The organism is Crenobacter caeni (assembly GCF_010435965.1).
Lineage (GTDB): Bacteria > Pseudomonadota > Gammaproteobacteria > Burkholderiales > Chromobacteriaceae > Craterilacuibacter > Craterilacuibacter caeni.
On the sequence record NZ_JAAGAA010000006.1, the window covers coordinates 86625 to 106713 of the forward strand.

The window sequence follows — 20089 nt, forward strand, 5'->3', positions numbered from 1 at the left end:
TTATGCGATAATCGTCCGGTTAATGACCCCAGCCGTATTTGGAGACTTGCATGGCCGACGACAACAAACGCGCCGATGAGAAAAGCAAAGCCCTGAGCGCCGCGCTCGCACAGATCGAAAAGCAGTTCGGCAAGGGCTCGATCATGCGCATGAGCGACAACCAGATCCAGGAGAACCTGCAGGTCATCTCCACCGGTTCGCTCGGCCTCGACCTCGCGCTCGGCGTCGGCGGCCTGCCGCGCGGCCGCGTCGTCGAAATCTACGGCCCGGAATCGTCGGGCAAGACCACGCTGTGTCTGCAGGTGGTCGCCGAGGCGCAGAAACTGGGCGGCACCTGCGCGTACATCGACGCGGAAAACGCGCTCGACCCGGTCTACGCGCAAAAGCTCGGCGTCAACGTCGAAGACCTGCTGATCTCGCAGCCGGACACCGGCGAGCAGGCACTCGAGATCTGCGACATGCTGGTGCGCTCCGGCGGTCTTGACGTGATCGTGATCGACTCGGTCGCGGCGCTGGTGCCCAAGGCCGAAATCGAAGGCGAGATGGGCGACAGCCACGTCGGCCTGCAGGCGCGACTGATGAGCCAGGCGCTCAGGAAGCTGACCGGCAACATCAAGCGCACCAACACGCTGGTGATCTTCATCAACCAGATCCGCATGAAGATCGGCGTGATGTTCGGCAACCCGGAAACCACCACCGGCGGCAACGCGCTGAAGTTCTACGCGTCGGTGCGTCTCGACATCCGCCGCGTCGGCGCCATCAAGAAGGGCGACGAGGTGCTGGGCAACGAGACCCGCGTCAAGGTCGTCAAGAACAAGGTCGCCCCGCCGTTCAAGCAGGCAAGCTTCGACATCCTGTACGGCGAAGGCATCAGCCGCGAGGGCGAGATCGTCGAGATGGGCGTCGAGCAGGGCTTCATCGAGAAGTCGGGCGCCTGGTACAGCTACAACGGCCAGAAGATCGGCCAGGGCAAGGACAACACCCGCGTGTGGCTGAAGGATAACCCGGCCATCGCCAGCGAAGTCGAAGCCAAGATCCGCGACAAGGTCGGCGTGAGCACCGCCGTGGTGGCCAGCGAAGGCGACGACGAAGCACTCGCCGACGACATGTTCTGAGCGTGGCCGAGAAAAGCCTGATGGCGCGGGCGGTCGAACTGCTCTCGCGGCGCGAGTACTCGCGCCGCGAACTGTTCACCCGCCTCAAGCCGCACGCGGCAGACCCGGACGAAATCGAGGCGGTGCTCGCCGAACTTGCCGAACGCCACTGGCAGTCGGACGAGCGCTACGCGCAGGCGCTCGCGCAAAGCAAGCAGGGGCGCTGGGGCAGCACCCGCCTCGCGCAGGCCCTGCGCAGCAAGGGGGTGGACCGTGACACCATCGCCCAGGCACTGGACGGGGTCGACGACCTGGACGCCTGCCGCGGACTATGGCAGAAAAAGTTCGGCGAGCCGCCTGCCGACGCGCAAGAGAAGGCCAAGCAGATGCGTTTTCTCGCCGCACGCGGCTTCCCGGCCGACGTGGTGCGCAAGGTGCTCGCCGAAGCCGGCCACAGTCGCGACGACTAAACCGGCTGCAAACACGGCAAACGCTTGCGTCCGCCCCCCTGCCCTTGCCACAATCCGGACAAGGCTGCCCGCCCCGCGCACCTCAGGGGCCAACCACACAATTTGTATCGCGATAGCACACAATGAAAACCTCCGAAATCCGCCAGAAATACCTGGACTTCTTCGCGTCCAAGGGGCACGAAGTGGTCGCTTCGAGCTCGCTGGTCCCGTGGGAAGACCCGACGCTCCTGTTCACCAACGCCGGCATGAACCAGTTCAAGGACGTGTTCCTCGGCTTTGACAAGCGTCCGTACAGCCGCGCGACCACCTCGCAAAAGTGCGTGCGCGCAGGCGGCAAGCACAACGACCTGGAAAACGTCGGCTACACCGCGCGCCACCACACCTTCTTCGAGATGCTGGGCAACTTCAGCTTCGGCGACTACTTCAAGCACGACGCGATCCGTTACGCGTGGGAATTCCTGACCAGCCCAGAATGGCTCGGCCTGCCCAAGGAAAAGCTGATGGTCACCGTCTACGCGTCGGACGACGAGGCGTACGAGATCTGGAACAAGGAAATCGGCGTGCCGGCCGACAAGATCGTCCGCATCGGCGACAACAAGGGCGCGCCGTACGCGTCCGACAACTTCTGGCAGATGGGCGACACCGGCCCGTGCGGCCCGTGCACCGAGATCTTCTACGACCACGGCGACCACATCTGGGGCGGCCCGCCGGGAAGCCCGGAAGAGGACGGCGACCGCTTCATCGAGATCTGGAACAACGTCTTCATGCAGTTCAACCGCACCGAAGACGGCACCATGAACCCGCTGCCCAAGCCTTCGGTCGACACCGGCATGGGGCTTGAGCGTATCTCGGCCGTGCTGCAGGGCGTGCACGCGAACTACGAGATCGACCTGTTCCAGTCGCTGATCCGCGCCGCCGCGCGCGAGACCGGCGTACCGTTCAGCCTCGAAGTGCCGAGCCTGAAGGTGATCGCCGACCATATCCGCGCGTGCGCCTTCCTGATCGCCGACGGCGTGGTGCCGTCGAACGACGGCCGCGGCTACGTGCTGCGCCGCATCATCCGCCGCGCGATCCGCCACGGCTACAAGCTCGGCCAGAAGGGCCTGTTCTTCCACAAGCTGGTCGCCGACCTCGCATCCGAGATGGGCGACGCCTACCCAGAGCTGCGCATCCGTCAGGCGCAGATCGAAGACGCGCTCAAGGCCGAAGAAATCAAGTTCGCCGAGACGCTGGACAAGGGCATGGGCCTGTTGGAGTCCGCGCTGAAGGACAGCCCGAAGGTGCTGGGCGGCGAGACCGTGTTCAAGCTCTACGACACCTACGGCTTCCCGGTCGACTTGACCGCCGACATCTGCCGCGAACGCGAGATCGGCGTCGACATGGAAGGCTTCGAGCGCGAGATGAACGCGCAGCGCGAGCGCGCGCGCGCCGCGTCGACCTTCAAGATGGCCGGCAACGTCGAGTACAGCGGCGCGGACACCTGCTTCGAAGGCTACGCCGAACACAGCACCGAAGCGCGCGTGCTGGCGCTCTACAAGGACGGCCAGTCGGTCGAGGCGCTGGCCGCCGGCGACGAAGGCATCGTCGTGCTCGACAACACCCCGTTCTACGCGGAAGGCGGCGGCCAGGTCGGCGACGTCGGCGAGATTTCGGTCACCGGCGGTGTGGGTGCGCTGTTCGACGTCACCGACACCCAGAAGATCCAGGCCGCGGTATTCGGCCACAAGGGCGTGCTCGCCCGCGGCGCGCTGAAAGTCGGCGACGAAGTGGTCGCCACCATCGACCTGCACAACCGTCTGGCCACCGCGCGCAACCACTCGGCGACCCACCTGTTGCACACCGCGCTGCGCCACGTGCTGGGCGAGCATGTCGCGCAGAAGGGTTCGCTGGTGACCCGCGAGCGCACCCGCTTCGACTTCTCGCACGGTGCGGCGGTGACCGCAGACGAACTCGCCGAGATCGAGCGTGTGGTCAACCGCATCGTCGCGCATAACGTTGACGTCAGCGCGACCGTGATGCCGTACGACGACGCGATGAAAGCCGGCGCCACCGGCCTGTTCGGCGAGAAGTACGGTGACGAAGTGCGCGTGCTGAAGATGGGCGAACACTCGATGGAACTGTGCGGCGGCACCCACGTGAACCGCACCGGCGACATCGGCTTCTTCAAGATCGTCTCCGAAGGCGGCATCGCCGCCGGCGTGCGCCGCATCGAGGCGGTGACCGGCGAAGGCGCGGTGCTGTGGGCACAGGCGCAGGACGCGATGCTGAAAGACGCGGCTGCCGCGCTGAAGGCGCAAGGGGTCGGCGAAGTCGTCACCAAGATCGGCGCGCTGCAGTCCGACCTCAAGGCGCTCGAGAAGGAAATGGCCAAGCTGAAGGTCAAGCTCGCCGCCGCCGCCAGCGCTGAGCTGGCCGAGAACGCGACGCGCATCGGCGACGCAAAGCTGATCGTCAGCGAGCTGGAAGGCCTCGACAACGCGGGCCTGAAAGAAACCGCCGAGAAGCTGAAGGACCGTATCGGCAGCGGCGCGCTGGTGCTCGCCACCCAGCTTGACGGCAAGGTCGCGCTGGTCGCCGCAGTGACCGCCGACCTCACCGGCAAGCTCAAGGCTGGCGAACTCGTCAACTTTGTCGCCCAGCAACTGGGTGGCAAGGGCGGCGGCCGCCCGGACTTCGCACAGGCTGGCGCCACCGACGCGAGCGGCCTTGCCGAGGCGCTGGCCAGCGTCGAGGCGTTTGTCGGCGGCAAGCTGTAAGCGGCTTCCGGCAAAACGACAGGCCACCCTGCGGGGTGGCCTTTTTCATGCGTGTAAAAAAACAGCCCGGCGCGCACGCGGCCGGGCTGCTTGACGGAAGCGGCGGGCTCAGCCCTCGGCCGGCGGCGTGTCCGCGCCGGCGTGCGATTGCGGCACGCACGCGCGGATCGCGTGGATCAGCTTGCGGTAGACGCCGTGCGGGCCGAGCTTCTCGGCGATGCCCGAGTGCACCAGTTCGAGGCGCACCTCGGCGCTCGCGTCGCACAGCACCACGCGCACGCCGCGCTCGGCGAGCTTGTCGCACACCTCTTCCAGCGTGGACAGCCCGGTGCCGTCGATGAAGGGCACGCGCTTGAGGCGCAGGATCAGCACCCTCGGCTCGGTATGGGTCTCGCCCAGCGCACGCGCGAAGGTCTCGACCGCACCGTAGAAGAACGGCCCCTCCACCGAGTAGACCAGTACGTCGTCGGGCAAGGCGTCGACGCCGTGGTGGCGCAGTTCCATCGCCAGGTCGTCGCCCTCGACGCGCTGCACGTCGACCGACAGCGCCATCTTGCGCAAGAAGTGCAGCGTCGCCAGGATCACGCCGATATTCACCGCCACCACGAGGTCGGTGAAAACGGTCAGGAAGAAGGTGATCAGCAGGATGGCGACGTCGGCACGCGGCGCGTGGGTGAGCATGTGCTTGAAGTGGCGCAGTTCGCTCATGTTGTACGCGACAACGAACAGGATCGCCGAGAGCGCGGCCAGCGGAATGTTCGCCGCCGCTGGCGCCAGCACCAGCACGATCAAGAGCAGCAGCACGCAATGGGTGATGCCGGCCAGGGGCGACGAGCCACCGTTACGGATATTGGTCGCCGTGCGCGCGATCGCGCCGGTCGCGGCGAAGCCGCCGAACAGCGGGGTCACGATATTGGCGACGCCCTGCCCGATCAGCTCCTGGTTCGAGTTGTGGCGGGTGCCGGCCATGCCGTCGGCGACCACCGCCGAGAGCAGCGACTCGATCGCACCCAACATGGCGATGGTGAACGCGGGGCCGATCAGCTCGACCAGCAACGCCGGCGTCACCTGCGGCATCTCGAAACTGGGCAGGCCCTGCGGGATGCCGCCGAACGCGCTGCCGATGGTCGCGACGCCGTCAAACACGAACACCGACTGCAAAAGGGTAGCGACCACCATCGCGACCAAGGGCCCGGGCAAGCGCTTGAGGTAAGGGATTTTCGGCGTGAAGACCACCAGCGCGAGGCTGAGTAGCGCAAGCGCGGTGGTTGCCGGGTGCAGGTCGGGCAAGGCCTGCACCAGGTGCCAGAACTTCTCGTGGAAGTGCTCGCCGGTGACGGCGGGCAGGCCGAAGAAGTCCTTCCACTGGCCGACCCAGATGATCACGCCGATACCGGCGGTGAAGCCCACAATCACCGGTGCCGGTATGAACTTGATCACCGCGCCCATGCGGGCCAGCCCCATCCCCAGCAGGATCACCCCCGCCATCATCGTCGCGATCTGCAGGCCGGCGATGCCGTACTTGGCGGTGATCGCGGCGAGGATCACGATAAAGGCACCGGTCGGCCCGGCGATCTGCACGCGGCTGCCGCCGAATACCGAGATCAGCAGGCCAGCGACGATCGAGGTGTACAGGCCCTGCTCGGGCTTGGCGCCGGACGCGATGGCGAACGCCATCCCCAGCGGCAGGGCTACGACGCCGACGATCAGGCCGGCGACGATATTGTTCAGCCACTGCGCGCGCGTATTGAAAAGGCCGGCGCGCTTGGCTTCCAGCAAGGCAATCATCGGTTTACCTTCAAAGATTCAAAATGAAAGCGGATGATTATAGTCTTATCAATAAACCCGTAAGCCACCACAAGACAGACAGCCATTGGAATGGCACTTTATCGACATTGGGCGACGCAAAAGACCAAGCCATCCTTTGCATTCAGCATATACAAGTTGACGCACCTCGCCCACCTTTGCCGATGACGCCCAGGCCTTTGAACCCGCACCAATAAAAACGGAGCCCCATCAGGGGCTCCGGTACAAGGCGCCGCCATCGCGGCGACGCAGGGAGGATCAAACCGCCGGCGGGTCGTTGCGCGTCTTGTACAGCGAGTAGACGACGCCGGCGAACAGCAGGCCGAAGGTCACCCCCAGCGACAGCGGCGTCGGCACCTTCAGCGCGACCATGCCGATATCGTTCAGATAGACCAGCGCGACCTTCACGCCAATGAACACCAGCACCAGCGACAGCGCGTACTTCAGGTAGTGGAAGCGGTGCACCATCGCAGCCAGCGCGAAGTAGAGCGCGCGCAGGCCGAGGATCGCGAAGATGTTCGACGTGTACACGATGAACGGGTCCTGCGTGATCGCGAAGATCGCCGGGATGCTGTCGACCGCGAAGATCAGGTCCGCGCTCTCGACCAGCACCAGCGCGAGCAACAGCGGGGTTGCCCACCAGCCACGGCTAAGGCCGTGCGCCTCGCCGCGCACCCAGAACTTCTCGCCGTGCAGCGTCGGCGTGAAGCGCAGGTGTGTGCGCAGCCAGCGGTACAGCTTGTTGTGCTCGATGTCCGGGTGCTCGTCGTCGGCGACCAGCATCTTGACGCCGGTGAACACCAGGAAGGCACCGAACACCAGCAGCACCCACTGGTACTGCGCGACCAGCACCGCACCCAGGCCGATCATCACCGCACGCATCAGGATCACGCCCAGGATGCCCCAGAACAGCACGCGGTGCTGGTAGATGCGCGGCACGGCGAGACTCGAAAAGATCAGCGCGATCACGAACACGTTGTCCATCGACAGCGACTTCTCGACCACGTAGCCGGTCAGGTAGGCCATGCCGGCGTCCGCCCCCTTGTACCACCAGATCCAGCCGCCGAAGGCCAGACCCAGCGCAATGTAGAACGCCGACAGCTTCAGGCTTTCGCTGACGGTGATCTCTCGCTGCTCCTTGTGCAGCACACCCAGGTCGAACGCGAGCAGCGCGACCACGATCAGGAAGAACATCAGCCACACCCACAGCGGGTAGCCGACAAACGGGACAGTCATCAATTCCATGGCTCACTCTTTCAATTGGCTGCACCGCGCAGACGCGTCGGTACAAGGCAAGTGTATATCCATTTTAACTAACGATTAATGCGGATTAATACTATAAATCATCCGTATTTTTCGAATGATCAGGCAAAAAAACGGGGCGCCAAGGCGCCCCGGGAGCAAATACCACCAAGGGTGGAGAGAGGGAATCCGTTTAGCGGGCAGCCAGGCGCGCGAGGCGCTCCTCGATGCTCGGGTGCGAAGCGAACAGCGCCATCAGGCCGCCACCGCCGGCGATGCCCGAGGCAGCCATGTTCTGCGGCAAGGCGCCCGGAGTCAGCCCGCCCAGGCGCTGCAGCGCGTGCGCCATCGGCACCGGCGAGCCCATCAGGGTCGCGGCACCCGCGTCGGCGCGGAATTCGCGCTGGCGCGAGAAGTACATCACGATCATCGACGCGAGGATGCCGAACAGGATTTCGCAGATGATCACCGTCACGAAGTAGCCGATGCCGGTACCGGACGACTCCTCGTCGTTGCGGCGCAGGAAGCTGTCGACCAGGTAGCCAACCACGCGGGCCAGGAAGAACACGAAGGTGTTGACCACGCCCTGGATCAGCGTCAGCGTCACCATGTCGCCGTTGGCGATGTGCGCGACCTCGTGCGCGAGCACCGCTTCGACTTCCTCGTGCGTCATACTTGTAAGCAACCCGGTCGACACCGCGACCAGCGAGCTGGACTTACTCGCGCCGGTCGCGAAAGCGTTGGGCGCGCCCTCGTAGATCGCCACCTCGGGCATCGGCAAGTTGGCGCGGGTGGCGAGCTTGTGCACGGTCTGCATCAGCCACGCCTCGGTCTCGTTGCGCGGGGTTTCGATCACCTGCGCGCCGGTCGACCATTTGGCGATGGTCTTGGACATCGCCAGCGAGATGAAGGCACCGCCGAAGCCGAGCACGGCGGAGAACACCAGCAGCATGCCGAGGTTGAGGCCGTTGGCGGTCAGGAAGCGGTTGACGCCCAGCACCTGCACCACCACGCTGAGCACCAGCATCACCGCGATATTGGTCGCGATCAGCAGAATCACGCGTTTCACTTTGTCTTTCCTTTCAGGTTCATGGGCCGGTAGACCGAGCCCACTGACATAAGTTCATGTTAGCGAAGATGATTGAATGATAAAATCGGATAATTTCTGAGAATAATTCCGAGTTTTTCAGATGATAGAGACCCTGAACTACCACCACCTGCGTTACTTCTGGGCAGTCGCGCGCGAAGGCAGCGTCACCCGGGCCGCCGAACGGCTGGGCATGAGCGCGCAGACGGTCAGCGGCCAGGTGTCGCGGCTGGAAGCCGCGCTCGGGCAGGCACTGTTCACGCAGGTCGGCCGCACGCTGGAGCTGACCGAGGCCGGCCGCGCCGCGCTCAGCTACGCCGACCAGATCTTCCTCTTGGGCGAGCAGCTGACCGACGCGCTGCGCGACGCGTCGCTCGAGCGCACGCTGCGCCTGAGCGCCGGCGTCGCCGACGTCGTCCCCAAGACGGTCAGCTACCACCTGCTCGAACCGGCGCTCAGCGCAACCGACGCGCTCAGGCTGACCTGCCGCGAGGGGAGCTTCGACGAGCTGCTGAACGAGCTGGCGCTGCACCGGCTGGACATCGTGCTCTCCGACCGCCCGGCGCTGGCCGGCCAGGCGCAGTTCGAGTCGCGCCTGCTCGCGCGCTGCCCGGTCGGCGTCTACGGCACGCCGGAATTGGCCGGCCGCTACCGGCAAGGTTTTCCCGCTTCGCTATCCGGCGCGCCGCTGTTGATGCCGACCCGCGACAACGTGCTGCGCGGGCAGGTCGAGGCGTGGCTCTCCGAGATCGGCGTGCGCGTGCGGGTGGTCGGCGAATTCGAGGACGGCGCGCTGATGAAGACCTTCGGCGGCCGGGGCTTCGGGCTGTTCCCTGCCCCGTCGTTTGCCAGCGCCGACATCACCGGCCACTTCGGCGTCGAGAAGGTCGGCGATATCGGCAGCGTGTTCGAGCAGTACTGGGCGATCGCCAACCGCAAGAAGATCCGCCACAAGGCGGTCGCCGCGATCTGGGCAGCCGGCAGCGACGAGGCGCGCTGATTTCGCGCACGCGCGCGATCGGCTACAGTGCGCGCATGCTGAACATTCTCCATCTGGATTCGCGGCTGGCCGTCATCGACAAACCCTCCGGCCTGATCGTCCACCGTTCCGTGCTCGACTGGCACGAGACGCGCTTCGCGCTGCAACTGTTGCGCGACCAGTTAGGGCAAAGGGTGTACGCGGTGCACCGTCTCGACAAGGGCACCTCCGGCGTGCTCGCCTTCGCGCTCGACAAGGACGCGGCGCGCGCGCTCGGCCAAGCCTTCGAGGCGCAGCAGGTCGACAAGACCTACCTCGCCGTGGTGCGCGGCTGGCCTGACGACGAGGGCGTGATCGATTACGCGCTCAGCCGCCGCTACGACGACGTCGAACAGGTGCCGCCCGACAAGCGCGGCGAGGCGCAGGACGCGCGCACCCGCTACCGCACGCTCGCGCGCGCCGAGCTGCCGGTGCTGATCGAACGCTACCCGCAAAGCCGCTACGCGCTGGTCGAACTCTCGCCCGAGACCGGCCGCCGCCACCAGTTGCGCCGCCACCTCAAGCATATCGCCCACCCCATCATCGGCGACTCGACCTTCGGCCGCGGTGCGCACAACCGCTACTTCGCGTCCGCCTTCGGCGCCGACCGCATGCTGCTGCATTGCGCAAGGCTCACCTTCCCGCACCCGGACGGCGGCATGCTGACCGTCAACGCGCCAATCGGCGGCCGTTTCGCGCGCGTGGTCAGCGAACTTGGCTGGCAGGACGCGCTGGCGGCGGCCTTGCTACAATCCGCCCCCTGAATTCAAGGGATACGCCATGCTCAGCTACCGACACGGCTTTCACGCCGGCAACCACGCCGACGTGCTCAAGCACCTGACCGAACTTGCGCTGATCGACTACCTGTCGCTCAAGGGCAAACCGTTCTGGTATATCGACACCCACGCCGGCGCCGGCGTCTACGCGCTGACCGAGGGCTTCGCCGCCAAGAACGCCGAGTACGCGGGCGGCATCGCGCGCCTGTGGGACGAGACCGACGCGCCCGAGGCGGTGACGCGCTACGTCGAGCTGGTGCGCCGGCTGAACACGGACGGCGTGCTGCGCCACTACCCGGGCTCGCCCTGGGTCGCCGCCGAGGCGATGGCCGGCACCGACAAGCTGCGCCTCTTCGAGCTGCACCCGAGCGACGCGCCGCTGCTTGCCGGCAACTTCGACGAGCAGAAGCGGCGGGTACAGGTGCAGCAGGCCGACGGCTTCGAGGCGATCAAGAGCCTGTTGCCGCCGCCGCCGCGCCGTGCGCTGACGCTGATCGACCCGCCGTACGAGGACAAGCGCGACTACCAGCGCGTCGTCACGGCACTGAAAGACGCGCTGCGCCGTTTCGCCACCGGCGTCTACGCGGTGTGGTACCCCTGCCTCGCCCGCCGCGAAGTCGGGGACATGGTCGACGCGCTGAAGAAGCTGCCGGCGAAGAACTGGCTGAACGTGCGCCTGGATGTTGCAACGCCCGCCGCCGACGGCTTCGGCATGTACGGCAGCGGAATGTTCATCCTCAACGCGCCGTGGACGCTGCCTGCGACCATGCGCGAGGTGCTGCCCTACCTCGCCGAACGGCTCGCGCTCGACAAGGGCGCGCGTTACGTCATCGAACAGGGCGGCGACCTCTAAGAACCTGTTCACGATCTGCTGCGCATCGCCGATACGGCGTTGAAAACAGCTTCGAAATGCTCATGTGCCACCTGTACATTCCGCTTTCTCAGCCGTTTTGACCTTGACTCTCCCTCGCTCGCGAGAGCGTGAATACGCTCTAGGGCCGGCTGGGTTCGACCGGCGCGAAGAGCTCGCCCTGAAAGCGCCGGCAGCCCGCCTCGCTGAGCAGCGCGTGCTGCGCGGTAGTCTCGACGCCGCGCGCGACCATCTCGACGCGCATCGACTCGGCAAGCGTGAGGAAGGCGCGGCACAGCGTCGGCGCGCTTTCGCCGTCCATCGCCTCGAACAGCACCCGGCAGTCGACCTTGAACGCGACAAAGGGCTGGTGGCGCAGCGCGAAGAGCGCGGTCAGCCCGCTGCCGAAGTCGTCGAGCACCAGACCTACGCCGATCTTGGAAAGCGCGCACAGTCGCTCGCCGACCGCCTCGGGCCGCCGGGCCAATAGCGGCTCACCGATTTCCAGCTGCAAGCGCGCGGGCGGCACCCCGTGGCGGGAGAGCACGGCGGCAAGCTCGCCAGGGTAATCGGGGTGGTAGAGCTGAGCCTCGCTCAGGTTGACCGCCAGCGTCCACTGCCGGCGGGCGGCGTCCTGCTGCCAGCGGGAGAGCTCGGCGCACGCCGCCTCGAGCACCCAGCGCCCGAGTTGCGCGGCGAGCGCGCTCTCCTGCACCAGCGCCATGATCTCGCGTCCGCGCAGCCAGCCATGTTCAGGGTGCTGCCAGCGCAGCAGCGCCTCGGCGCCGGTCACCTCGCCTGCCGCGCCGAACTGCCTTTGCACATGCAGTTGCAGCGCGCCGTCTTCCATCGCGTCGGCCAGCGCGGCGGCCAGGCGGGCGCGGGCCTCGACCTCGGCCTGCATCTGAGGGTCGAAGAAGCGGATCGCGTGCCGTCCGGCGCGCTTGGCGTGATACATCGCCAGGTCCGCCCGCTGCAACAGGCTCTCCGGCGCCGTCTCGTCGCCGCCAAACAGCGCGACGCCTAGGCTGCCGCCCAGCAGGTGCGTGTGGCCGGACACCTCGAACGGCCGGCACAGCCCGGCGAGGATCTTGCGCGCGACCGCTTCGGCCTGCAGCCCCGCCCCGTGTACGTCGGTGGCGAGCGCCTCGACCATCACCACGAATTCGTCTCCGCCGATGCGCGCGACGGTGTCGGCGGTACGCACGCAGTCGATCAGCCGCCGCCCCGTCTCGCACAGCACCTTATCGCCCGCGTCGTGCCCCAGCGTGTCGTTCAGCTGCTTGAAGTAGTCGAGGTCGATATAGATCAGCGCGCCCAGGCGCCGGTTGCGCTGGAAACTGGCCTGCGCAAGCGCCAGCCGGTCGAGCAGCAAGCGCCGGTTCGGCAGTCCGGTCAGCGCGTCGTAGTACGCGAGGCGGGACGCGCGCTGCTCGGAGCGCTTGCGCTCGGTGATGTCGGCCAGCGCGCCGACCAGCAGCAGCGGTGCGCCGTCCGGTGTGCGCGCACCGACGCTGCCGCGCGCCACCAGCCATAGCCACTGCCCGTCGCGGTGGCGGATGCGGAATTCGGCCTCGAATCGGCCGCTCAGGCACAACTGTTCGGCCACCTCGGCGCCGAGCAGGCCGACGTCCTCCGGGTGTACCCGCGCCAGCATGTCGTCGACCCCCAACTCGAACGCGTACGCCGCGTAGCCGAACATCCGCCAGCACTGCGCGTCCGCGCGCACCCGCCGGTGCACGAGGTCGACCTCCCAGCCGCCAACCCCCGCGGCTTGCTGCACCCTGAGGCAAGTGGAAAGCCGCGCGCGCAGCCGATTAAGCGGCGCCCCCGTTCCCGGTAGAGCCCCCACGCCGCTCACGCGCGCTCCGGGTAGAGTCCGGCGCACACAGCCGTGCGCGTGGCCGCGTCGGCGTCCAGCGCGCCAAACAGCGCGCCACCTTCCCCGAAGCGGCTCGCGACGAACAGGTCGGCGCGCGCGTCCGGCGCGCCGCGCCGCATCAAGACGCCCTGCACCAGCAGAGCGAGCGTGGTGGCGACGGCGCGCGCGCGCGCCTGAAGCAGCTCGGCGTCCAGCGCGAACAGCCGCTGCAACTCGCCCAGCGCGTGGCGCATCGGCTTGTCGGCGGCGACGCCGGCGGCTAGGTCGGCAAGCAGCACTTCGGCCAATTCCGGCGACTGGCGCACGGCACGCAGCACGTCCAGGCACATCACGTTGCCCGAGCCCTCCCAGATCGAATTGACCGGCGCCTCGCGAAAATACCGCGCGAGTGGCCCCGTCTCGACGTAACCGTTGCCGCCGCACACCTCCATCGCTTCGGCGCAGACGGCCTCGGCGCGCTTGCACACCCAGAACTTGGCGGCCGGCGTCACGATGCGCCGCCACGCGAGCGACAAGGCATCCGCCCGCCCGAACGCGGCGGCAAGCGCGAGCGCCAGCCGGGTCGCCGCCTCGGTTTCCAGCGCGAGGTCGGCGAGCACCGCCTGCATCAGCGGCTGCGCCGCGAGCGTACGGCCGAACGCGTGCCGGCAGCGCGCGTGGTGGACGGCCTGCGCGGTCGCGCCGCGCATCAGCGCCGCGCTGCCCAGCACGCAATCGAGCCGGGTGTAGGTCGCCATCTCGATCAGGGTGCGGATGCCCCGCCCGGCCTCGCCGCACGGCCAGGCTTCGGCGTCGTCGAACACCACCTCGGCGCTGGCATTCGAGCGGTTGCCGACCTTGTCCTTCAGGCGGGTGATCGCCACGCCGTTGCGCGTGCTGTCGCGCCGCCAGCGCGGCAGCAAGAAGCACGACAGCGCGTCGTGGGCGTCCGCCTGGCGGGAGAGCACCAGATGGCCGTCCGCCATCGGTGCCGAATAGAACCACTTGTGGCCAGACAAGCGGTAGCTGCCGTCGTCCGAGGCCACCGCGCGCGCTTCGTTGCCGCGCAGATCCGAGCCACCCTGCCGCTCGGTCAGCCCCATGCCCAGCACCAGCGCGTGCTTGTCGCGCCATGGGACGTCGCGCGAGTCGTAGCCGTCTGCCGCGGCTCCCGGCAACCAGGCGATGCCGTAGGCGGACGACGCGAGCAAGGGCTGCGCGGCGAAGGTCATGGTGGTCGGGCACAAGGCGCCGGACTCGAGCTGGCCGGCCATGAAGAAGGCTGCACCGCGCGCAAGGAAGCCGTCGGCGTTGCCGCGCTCGGGCATCCGGTGCAGCCCCTCCCTCCGCCACAGCGCCATCAGTGCGTGCCAAGCCGGATGAAAGCGCACCGTGTCGATGCGTTCGCCTCGCGCGTCGTGGCTGACCAGCTGCGGCGCGCAGGCGTTCGCGTCGCGCGCCCAGCCCGCCGCCTCCTCGCCGGCGAGCAACTGACCGAACGCGGCAAGGCGGCTTCGCTGTGTATGGTCGCAGCCGGCGAGCGTCTGCTGCAGCAAAGGGTCGTCGGCCCAAGGGTCGGGCAGGCAGTCCGGGACCTGGTTGTTCGGCAAGGAAACGGGCATGGCGGCATCCACAGACAGAAGCGTCCGCCGGCATTCGGCGGTATTGCTCTAAAAATAGCCCTGCCAACAATAATGACAAGGCGCTAAAGGGAGCGCTCAGCCACCACGCGCCGTGTCGCCGGGCGCGCCGCGGAACAGGCGGTCTTCCAGCTCGCCGACGCTGGCGGCGAGCCCGTTGGCGCTCTCGTCGATCTTCTCTGCGAGCCGTGCGAAGCCCTGCTGTTGCGCGTCGGCCTGCTCGGCGAGCGACGCGCTCAGCTGGTGCTTGAGCTCGGAAAAGCGCGAAGCCTCGGCCTGCTCGGCCAGCGCGCGCGCGTCGGCGAGCGCGCGCGAATTGCGGCGGGCCTCGAGCAGCACGCCGCCTTGCAGCCAGACGATATAGACGAGGAACAGTGCCGCCTCGATCACGGCGACCCCGAGCAGGATCAGCCCCAGCGGCGCCTGGAAGTGGAAGAAGCCGAACGAGAGGTCGCTGACGGTGACGATCGCCGGCCAGTTCAGCGCGACGAAAGCGACCGCCAGCACGGCGAACAACAACAGGGCAAACAACGGCATCGGGCGCTCCGGTCGGACAGTGGGATGATGACATTCACTTTAGCCGCCCTCCGCGCAGGATGCCCGAGCACACATGGAACTAATCCCGTGGAAAATATACAATCATTGTATTCCAAAAGACTTATGGATAGACTCTATCTATCAAGGCAATCCAATCAATTAATTGGATTGAAGTATCTGCACTGCGTAAGATGCACGCATCGAAAGCCAACCGAACCACCCAAAAGGAGAAAACAGCATGATCTCGATCAATTCCGAAGTGAAGCCGTTCACCGCCCAGGCCTTCCACGGCGGCAAGTTCATCACCGTGTCCGACGCTGACCTGAAGGGCAAGTGGTCGGTGGTGTTCTTCTACCCGGCCGACTTCACCTTCGTCTGCCCGACCGAACTGGGCGACCTGGCCGACAACTACGCCGAATTCCAGAAGCTCGGCGTCGAAATCTACGCCGTGTCGACCGACACCCACTTCACCCACAAGGCGTGGCACGACACCTCCGACACCATCGGCAAGATCCAGTACCCGATGATCGGCGACCCGACCGGCACCATCACCCGCAACTTCGGCGTGATGATCGAAGAGGCCGGCCTGGCAGACCGCGGTACCTTCGTGATCGACCCGGAAGGCAAGGTACAGATCATCGAAGTGAACGCAGGCGGCATCGGCCGTGACGCGCTGGAACTGCTGCGCAAGGTCAAGGCGGCCCAGTACGTCGCCAGCCACCCGGGCGAAGTGTGCCCGGCTAAGTGGAAGGAAGGCGACGCCACCCTGGCACCGTCGCTCGACCTGGTCGGCAAGATCTAAGGCTGCCCGAAATAAATCCCGCCGCCCGCACTGGGCGGCCGGGGTTTTCACCGCAAAGCGGCCTCGCCGAGGCCGCTTTTCAATGAATGCCCACAGAGGAAAACCGTGATGCTCGACGCACAGATCAAAACCCAGCTTGCCGCCTACCTCGAAAAACTGCAGCGCCCGATCGAACTTGTCGCCAGCCTTGACGACAGCGCGAAGGCGCAGGAAATGCGCACGCTTTTGGGCGAAATCGCCGCGCTGTCGGACAAGGTCAGCCTCCGCGACGACGGCCAGCACGCGCTGCGCCCGTCGTTCGGCGTCGCTAGCGAAGGCGAAGCGCCGCGCATCCACTTTGCCGGCATACCGATGGGGCACGAGTTCACCTCGCTGGTGCTCGCGCTGTTGCAGACCGGCGGCCACCCGCCCAAGGTCTCGGCCGATACCATCGCCGCGATCCGCGCGCTGCCAGGCCCGCTCAATTTCGAGACCTTCGTCTCGCTGTCCTGCCATAACTGCCCGGACGTGGTGCAGGCGCTCAACCTGATCGCCGTGCTCAACCCGGGGGCGACCAGCACCATGATCGACGGCGCGCTGTTCCAGGGCGAAGTCGACCGTCGCCAGGTGATGGCGGTGCCGACCGTGTTCGTCAACGGCGAACACTTCGGCCAGGGCCGGATGGGCATCGAGGAAATCGTCGCCCGCCTCGACACCGGCGCCGCCGGCCGCGACGCGGAAAAACTTAATGCGAAAGACGCGTTCGACGTGCTGGTGGTCGGCGGCGGCCCGGCCGGCGCTTCCGCCGCGATCTACGCCGCACGCAAGGGCATCCGCACCGGCGTCGCCGCCGAGCGTTTCGGCGGTCAGGTGATGGACACGCTCGCCATCGAGAACTTCATCTCGGTGAAGGAAACCGAAGGTCCGAAGCTCGCGATGGCGCTCGAAGAACACGTGAAGCAGTACGACGTCGACGTGATGAACCTGCAAAAGGCGACCAAGCTCACGGCGGGTGACCTGATCGAGGTGACGCTGGAAAACGGCGCGGTGCTGAAGAGCAAGTCGGTGATCATCGCCACCGGCGCGCGCTGGCGCGAGATGAACGTGCCGGGCGAGAAGGAATACCGCGGCCGCGGCGTCGCCTACTGCCCGCACTGCGACGGCCCGCTGTTCAAGGGCAAGCGCGTCGCGGTGATCGGCGGCGGCAACTCCGGCGTCGAGGCGGCGATCGATCTGGCCGGCGTCGTCAGCCATGTCACGCTGCTCGAATTCGACAGCGCGCTCAGAGCCGACGCGGTGCTGCAGCAGAAGCTCGCGAGCCTGCCCAACGTGACCGTCGTCAAGAGCGCGCAGACCACCGAAGTGACCGGCGACGGCAACAAGGTGAACGGCCTCGCCTACCTCGACCGTGTCAGCGGCGAAGCGCGCCATGTCGAACTGGAGGGCGTGTTCGTGCAGATCGGCCTGTTGCCGAACACCGACTGGCTCAAGGGCACGCTGGAATTGAGCAACCGCGGCGAGATCGTGATCGACGCCCGTGGCCAGACCTCGCTGCCGGGCGTATTCGCCGCCGGCGACTGCACGACGGTGCCGTACAAACAGATCATCGTCGCCATGGGCGAAGGCGCGAAGGCTTCGCTTGGCGCGTTCGACCACCTGATCCGCAGTTCGGCCGGCAAGTAAGCCCCGGCCTTCCCCGCCAGACCGCCCGCCTTAAGCGGGCGGTTTGCATTTCCCCCGCCCCCCCGCCCGGATCCACCCTCACCCCCGCGCAGCGCACGTTCATGGCCGCCGGCTGTGAAATAGTTCACAGCGCCTGTCGACCGTGCCGGCCGCGTGCCAACATGCCGCCCTCCTCATCAGGAACATTCGCGAGGGTCGCCACCGCGACGGCACGCCAGGCTGATGGCGCGCGTAAGGCATGGCAGCGCATCCATGCGCGTACCCACCGCATGAACTCAAGCACTCCCCAAAAGGGCTGAACATGAAAAAACTGATCATTCCGCTGTTTGTGGCGGCCGTCTCGACTTTTCCGGCTACGAGCCACGCGGGCTCCGTCGACGGAAAGCTGACCAAGATCCGCGCTTACGAACAAGGCGGCAAGATCGAATTCAAGTCCCGCATCCCCAACGTCAGCTTCTCGCTGCGCAAGGGCGACATACTCAAGGCCATGACCCGCCGCGGCAAGACCCGCGCGGTGGCGGACCTGGAGAAGAACGGCCTGATCATCGACACCGAACGCAAGGCCATGGTGACGCTCGACCGAGTCGGCGACGGCCTGTACATCCGCGGCAGGACGATGACCATGTTTGTCACCGAACGCGAACTGGAAAACGTCCGCGGCTAAGGCACGCAAAGCAGACAAAGGCGCAGCAAGTTTTCACTTGCTGCGCCTTTGTGTTTGCCGGGGCCCGGCTCAGTAATTGCTCGCCGCCGCGCTGGCCAGTTGCCAGCCGGCCTCGCCGCAGCCGACGGCCAAGGGCCAGCCGTAAACGCGCGAGAGCCTTGGCGCGTCAAGCACGCTCACGGCGCTGCCGCAGGCGACCAACTGGCCGCCGTCCATCAGCGCAAGGCAGCTCGCGTGGTTGGCGGCCAACGTCAGGTCGTGCAGCACCTCGACGATGGTGTGCCCCGCGGCGGCCAGCCTTTGCAGCAGCCGCTGCAGCCGGTACTGCTGGCGCAGGTCGAGGTGGTTGGTCGGCTCGTCGAGCAGCAGCACGGGCGCCTGTTGCGCGAGTGCGCGCGCGATGGCCGCGCGCTGGCGCTCGCCGCCGGAGAGCGCGTCGAGCCGCTTGTCCGCCATCGCCTGCAGCTCGCACTGTTCGAGCACTTCACCGACCGCGGCACGGTCGGCCGGCTTGGGCCGGGAAAACGGGCCCAGGTGCGGAATGCGCCCCAGCATCACGAATTCGGCGACGGTCAGTGGCAGGCCGGCGGGCACATGCTGCGGCACGTAGGCGATGCGCCGCGCGCGCTCGGCGCCGGTCATCCCGTGCACAGGCTCGCCAAACAGCCTGACGTCCCCCGCCGCAGGCGAAAGCAGCCCCGCGAGCAGGCGCAGCAGCGTGGTCTTGCCGGCTCCGTTCGGCCCCAACAGCGCGCACAGCTGCCCGGCGGGCAGCGCCAGGCTGACGCTTGAGAGCACCTCACGCGCGCCCAGGCGCACGCTCGCCGCGTGTACTTCGAAAGCGGTGTCAGCCATCGATCAGGCTCCTTTGCTGGCGGGCGAACAGCCAGACGAAGAACGGCGGGCCGGCAAACGCGGCGACCAGCCCGACCGGCAGGTCGACCGGCCACACCAGCGTGCGCGCCAGCGTATCGGCCGCGAGCAGGAACAGCGCGCCCGCCCACGCCGAGAGCAGGATCAGCCGGCGGCGGCAGCCGCCGACCAGCACCGCGACCAGGTTGGGCACCATCATGCCGACAAAGCCGATCACGCCGGAGAGCGCGACCGCACCGCCGGTCGCCAGCGCCGCGCCGACGGCGGCCAGGCGCCGCGTTCGGCGCACGTCGACGCCGAGCGAGCGCGCGGCGTCCTCGCCCAGCAGCAGGCAGTCGAGGTCGCGCGCGATCCAAAGCAACAGCAGCAGCCCCGCCAGCGCGGCCGCCGCGCACGCGACAAGGCGCTCGCCGGTCGCCGACGCCAGGTTGCCGGCGAGCCACGCGCTGGCCGAGCGCAGCGTCAGATCGTCGGACATGAAGAGGATCAGGCTGATCAGCGCGCCGCAGAAGGCGCCGACCACCAGCCCCATCAGCAGCAAGCCGGCAAGCCCGCCGCGCACCAGGCGCGACAGCGCGAGGATCAGCCAGGTCGCCGCGAGGCCGCCGCCGAAGGCGGCCAAGGGCAAGGACAGGCTGCCCGCGCCCAGCGCGAGCACGCACACTACCGCGAGCGCGGCGCCGCTGGACGTGCCGACCAGCCCGGGGTCGGCCAGCGGGTTGCGGAACAGCGCCTGCAAGGCGGCGCCGCTGGCCGCGAGCGCCGCGCCGACCGTCAGCGCGGTCAGGATGCGCGGCACGCGCAGCGCCTGTGTCAGCGGGTCGGCCAGGTCCGGCCAGGCAAGGCTGCCGCCCTGGCTTGAGAGCGCGAGTAGCGGCAGCAGCAACGTCGCGGCAGCCAGGGCCGCGCACAGCATGGCCATCGGCGTAGGCCGGGCACGCGTAGCCGGGC

17 protein-coding genes are annotated in these 20089 nt (G+C 67.2%); 9 read left to right on the plus strand and 8 right to left on the minus strand.

Annotated elements, in window-relative coordinates; all coding sequences use genetic code 11:
• Window positions 1-50: 50 nt before the first annotated feature.
• The 3 genes from recA to alaS all read left to right on the plus strand — a co-directional run bounded on the left by recA (window position 51) and on the right by alaS (window position 4320).
• The gene (gene recA, locus GZH52_RS08510; RefSeq protein WP_163316058.1) at window positions 51-1115 is read left to right on the plus strand and encodes a recombinase RecA; all 1065 of its coding nucleotides are present in this window, start codon (window positions 51-53) and stop codon (window positions 1113-1115) included.
• A 2-nt stretch (window positions 1116-1117) separates the two neighbouring features.
• Window positions 1118-1564 carry a recombination regulator RecX gene (recX, locus tag GZH52_RS08515; RefSeq protein WP_349290646.1) on the plus strand — a complete coding sequence of 149 codons (447 nt, stop codon included), beginning with the start codon at window positions 1118-1120 and terminating at the stop codon, window positions 1562-1564.
• A 122-nt stretch (window positions 1565-1686) separates the two neighbouring features.
• On the plus strand, window positions 1687-4320 hold the full coding sequence (gene alaS / locus GZH52_RS08520) for an alanine--tRNA ligase (RefSeq protein ID WP_163316059.1): 2634 nt from the start codon (window positions 1687-1689) through the stop codon (window positions 4318-4320).
• Window positions 4321-4428: 108 nt separating this feature from the next.
• Here the strand turns inward: alaS and GZH52_RS08525 are convergent, their stop codons facing one another.
• From GZH52_RS08525 to htpX, 3 genes are all read right to left on the minus strand, one after another.
• Window positions 4429-6108, minus strand: a complete 1680-nt coding sequence (locus tag GZH52_RS08525; RefSeq protein WP_163316060.1) for a SulP family inorganic anion transporter — start codon at window positions 6106-6108, stop codon at window positions 4429-4431.
• Window positions 6109-6384: 276 nt separating this feature from the next.
• Window positions 6385-7362, minus strand: a complete 978-nt coding sequence (locus GZH52_RS08530; RefSeq protein WP_432417433.1) for a TerC family protein — start codon at window positions 7360-7362, stop codon at window positions 6385-6387.
• Between the two features lie 199 nt (window positions 7363-7561).
• Window positions 7562-8437 carry a protease HtpX gene (gene htpX / locus GZH52_RS08535; RefSeq protein WP_163316062.1) on the minus strand — a complete coding sequence of 292 codons (876 nt, stop codon included), beginning with the start codon at window positions 8435-8437 and terminating at the stop codon, window positions 7562-7564.
• Between the two features lie 121 nt (window positions 8438-8558).
• Here htpX and GZH52_RS08540 point away from each other — a divergent pair, with 121 nt between their 5' ends.
• From GZH52_RS08540 to GZH52_RS08550, 3 genes are read left to right on the plus strand one after another with little or no spacing between them, the layout of a single operon-like run.
• Window positions 8559-9455 carry a LysR family transcriptional regulator gene (locus GZH52_RS08540; protein ID WP_163316063.1) on the plus strand — a complete coding sequence of 299 codons (897 nt, stop codon included), beginning with the start codon at window positions 8559-8561 and terminating at the stop codon, window positions 9453-9455.
• 35 nt (window positions 9456-9490) lie between these two features.
• Window positions 9491-10237: a pseudouridine synthase gene (locus tag GZH52_RS08545; protein ID WP_163316064.1), complete on the plus strand. Its 747-nt coding sequence runs from the start codon at window positions 9491-9493 to the stop codon at window positions 10235-10237.
• Between the two features lie 16 nt (window positions 10238-10253).
• Window positions 10254-11102 (plus strand): 23S rRNA (adenine(2030)-N(6))-methyltransferase RlmJ, encoded by an 849-nt coding sequence (locus GZH52_RS08550; RefSeq protein WP_163316065.1) that lies wholly within the window; start codon window positions 10254-10256, stop codon window positions 11100-11102.
• A 139-nt stretch (window positions 11103-11241) separates the two neighbouring features.
• Here GZH52_RS08550 and GZH52_RS08555 read toward each other — a convergent pair whose 3' ends face one another.
• The 3 genes from GZH52_RS08555 to GZH52_RS08565 all read right to left on the minus strand — a co-directional run bounded on the left by GZH52_RS08555 (window position 11242) and on the right by GZH52_RS08565 (window position 15137).
• A complete protein-coding gene (locus GZH52_RS08555) occupies window positions 11242-12882 on the minus strand; it encodes an EAL domain-containing protein (protein WP_163316066.1) in 1641 nt (546 codons plus the stop codon).
• Between the two features lie 74 nt (window positions 12883-12956).
• Window positions 12957-14582 (minus strand): acyl-CoA dehydrogenase family protein, encoded by a 1626-nt coding sequence (locus GZH52_RS08560; protein WP_163316067.1) that lies wholly within the window; start codon window positions 14580-14582, stop codon window positions 12957-12959.
• 96 nt (window positions 14583-14678) lie between these two features.
• On the minus strand, window positions 14679-15137 hold the full coding sequence (locus tag GZH52_RS08565) for a LapA family protein (RefSeq protein WP_163316068.1): 459 nt from the start codon (window positions 15135-15137) through the stop codon (window positions 14679-14681).
• A gap of 238 nt (window positions 15138-15375) precedes the next feature.
• On the opposite strand from GZH52_RS08565, the gene ahpC reads away from it, so the two are divergent.
• From ahpC to GZH52_RS08580, 3 genes are all read left to right on the plus strand, one after another.
• Window positions 15376-15939 carry an alkyl hydroperoxide reductase subunit C gene (gene ahpC, locus GZH52_RS08570; protein ID WP_136552252.1) on the plus strand — a complete coding sequence of 188 codons (564 nt, stop codon included), beginning with the start codon at window positions 15376-15378 and terminating at the stop codon, window positions 15937-15939.
• 108 nt (window positions 15940-16047) lie between these two features.
• Window positions 16048-17601, plus strand: a complete 1554-nt coding sequence (ahpF, locus tag GZH52_RS08575) for an alkyl hydroperoxide reductase subunit F (protein ID WP_163316069.1) — start codon at window positions 16048-16050, stop codon at window positions 17599-17601.
• A gap of 301 nt (window positions 17602-17902) precedes the next feature.
• Window positions 17903-18265, plus strand: coding sequence for a hypothetical protein (locus GZH52_RS08580; RefSeq protein ID WP_163316070.1), 363 nt, complete (start codon window positions 17903-17905; stop codon window positions 18263-18265).
• Window positions 18266-18334: 69 nt separating this feature from the next.
• Here the strand turns inward: GZH52_RS08580 and GZH52_RS08585 are convergent, their stop codons facing one another.
• On the minus strand, window positions 18335-19120 hold the full coding sequence (locus GZH52_RS08585; protein ID WP_163316071.1) for an ABC transporter ATP-binding protein: 786 nt from the start codon (window positions 19118-19120) through the stop codon (window positions 18335-18337).
• The gene (locus GZH52_RS08590; protein ID WP_163316185.1) at window positions 19113-20060 is read right to left on the minus strand and encodes a FecCD family ABC transporter permease; all 948 of its coding nucleotides are present in this window, start codon (window positions 20058-20060) and stop codon (window positions 19113-19115) included. Before GZH52_RS08590 ends, GZH52_RS08585 begins: the two co-directional genes overlap by 8 nt.
• Between the last annotated feature and the right edge of the window lie 29 nt (window positions 20061-20089).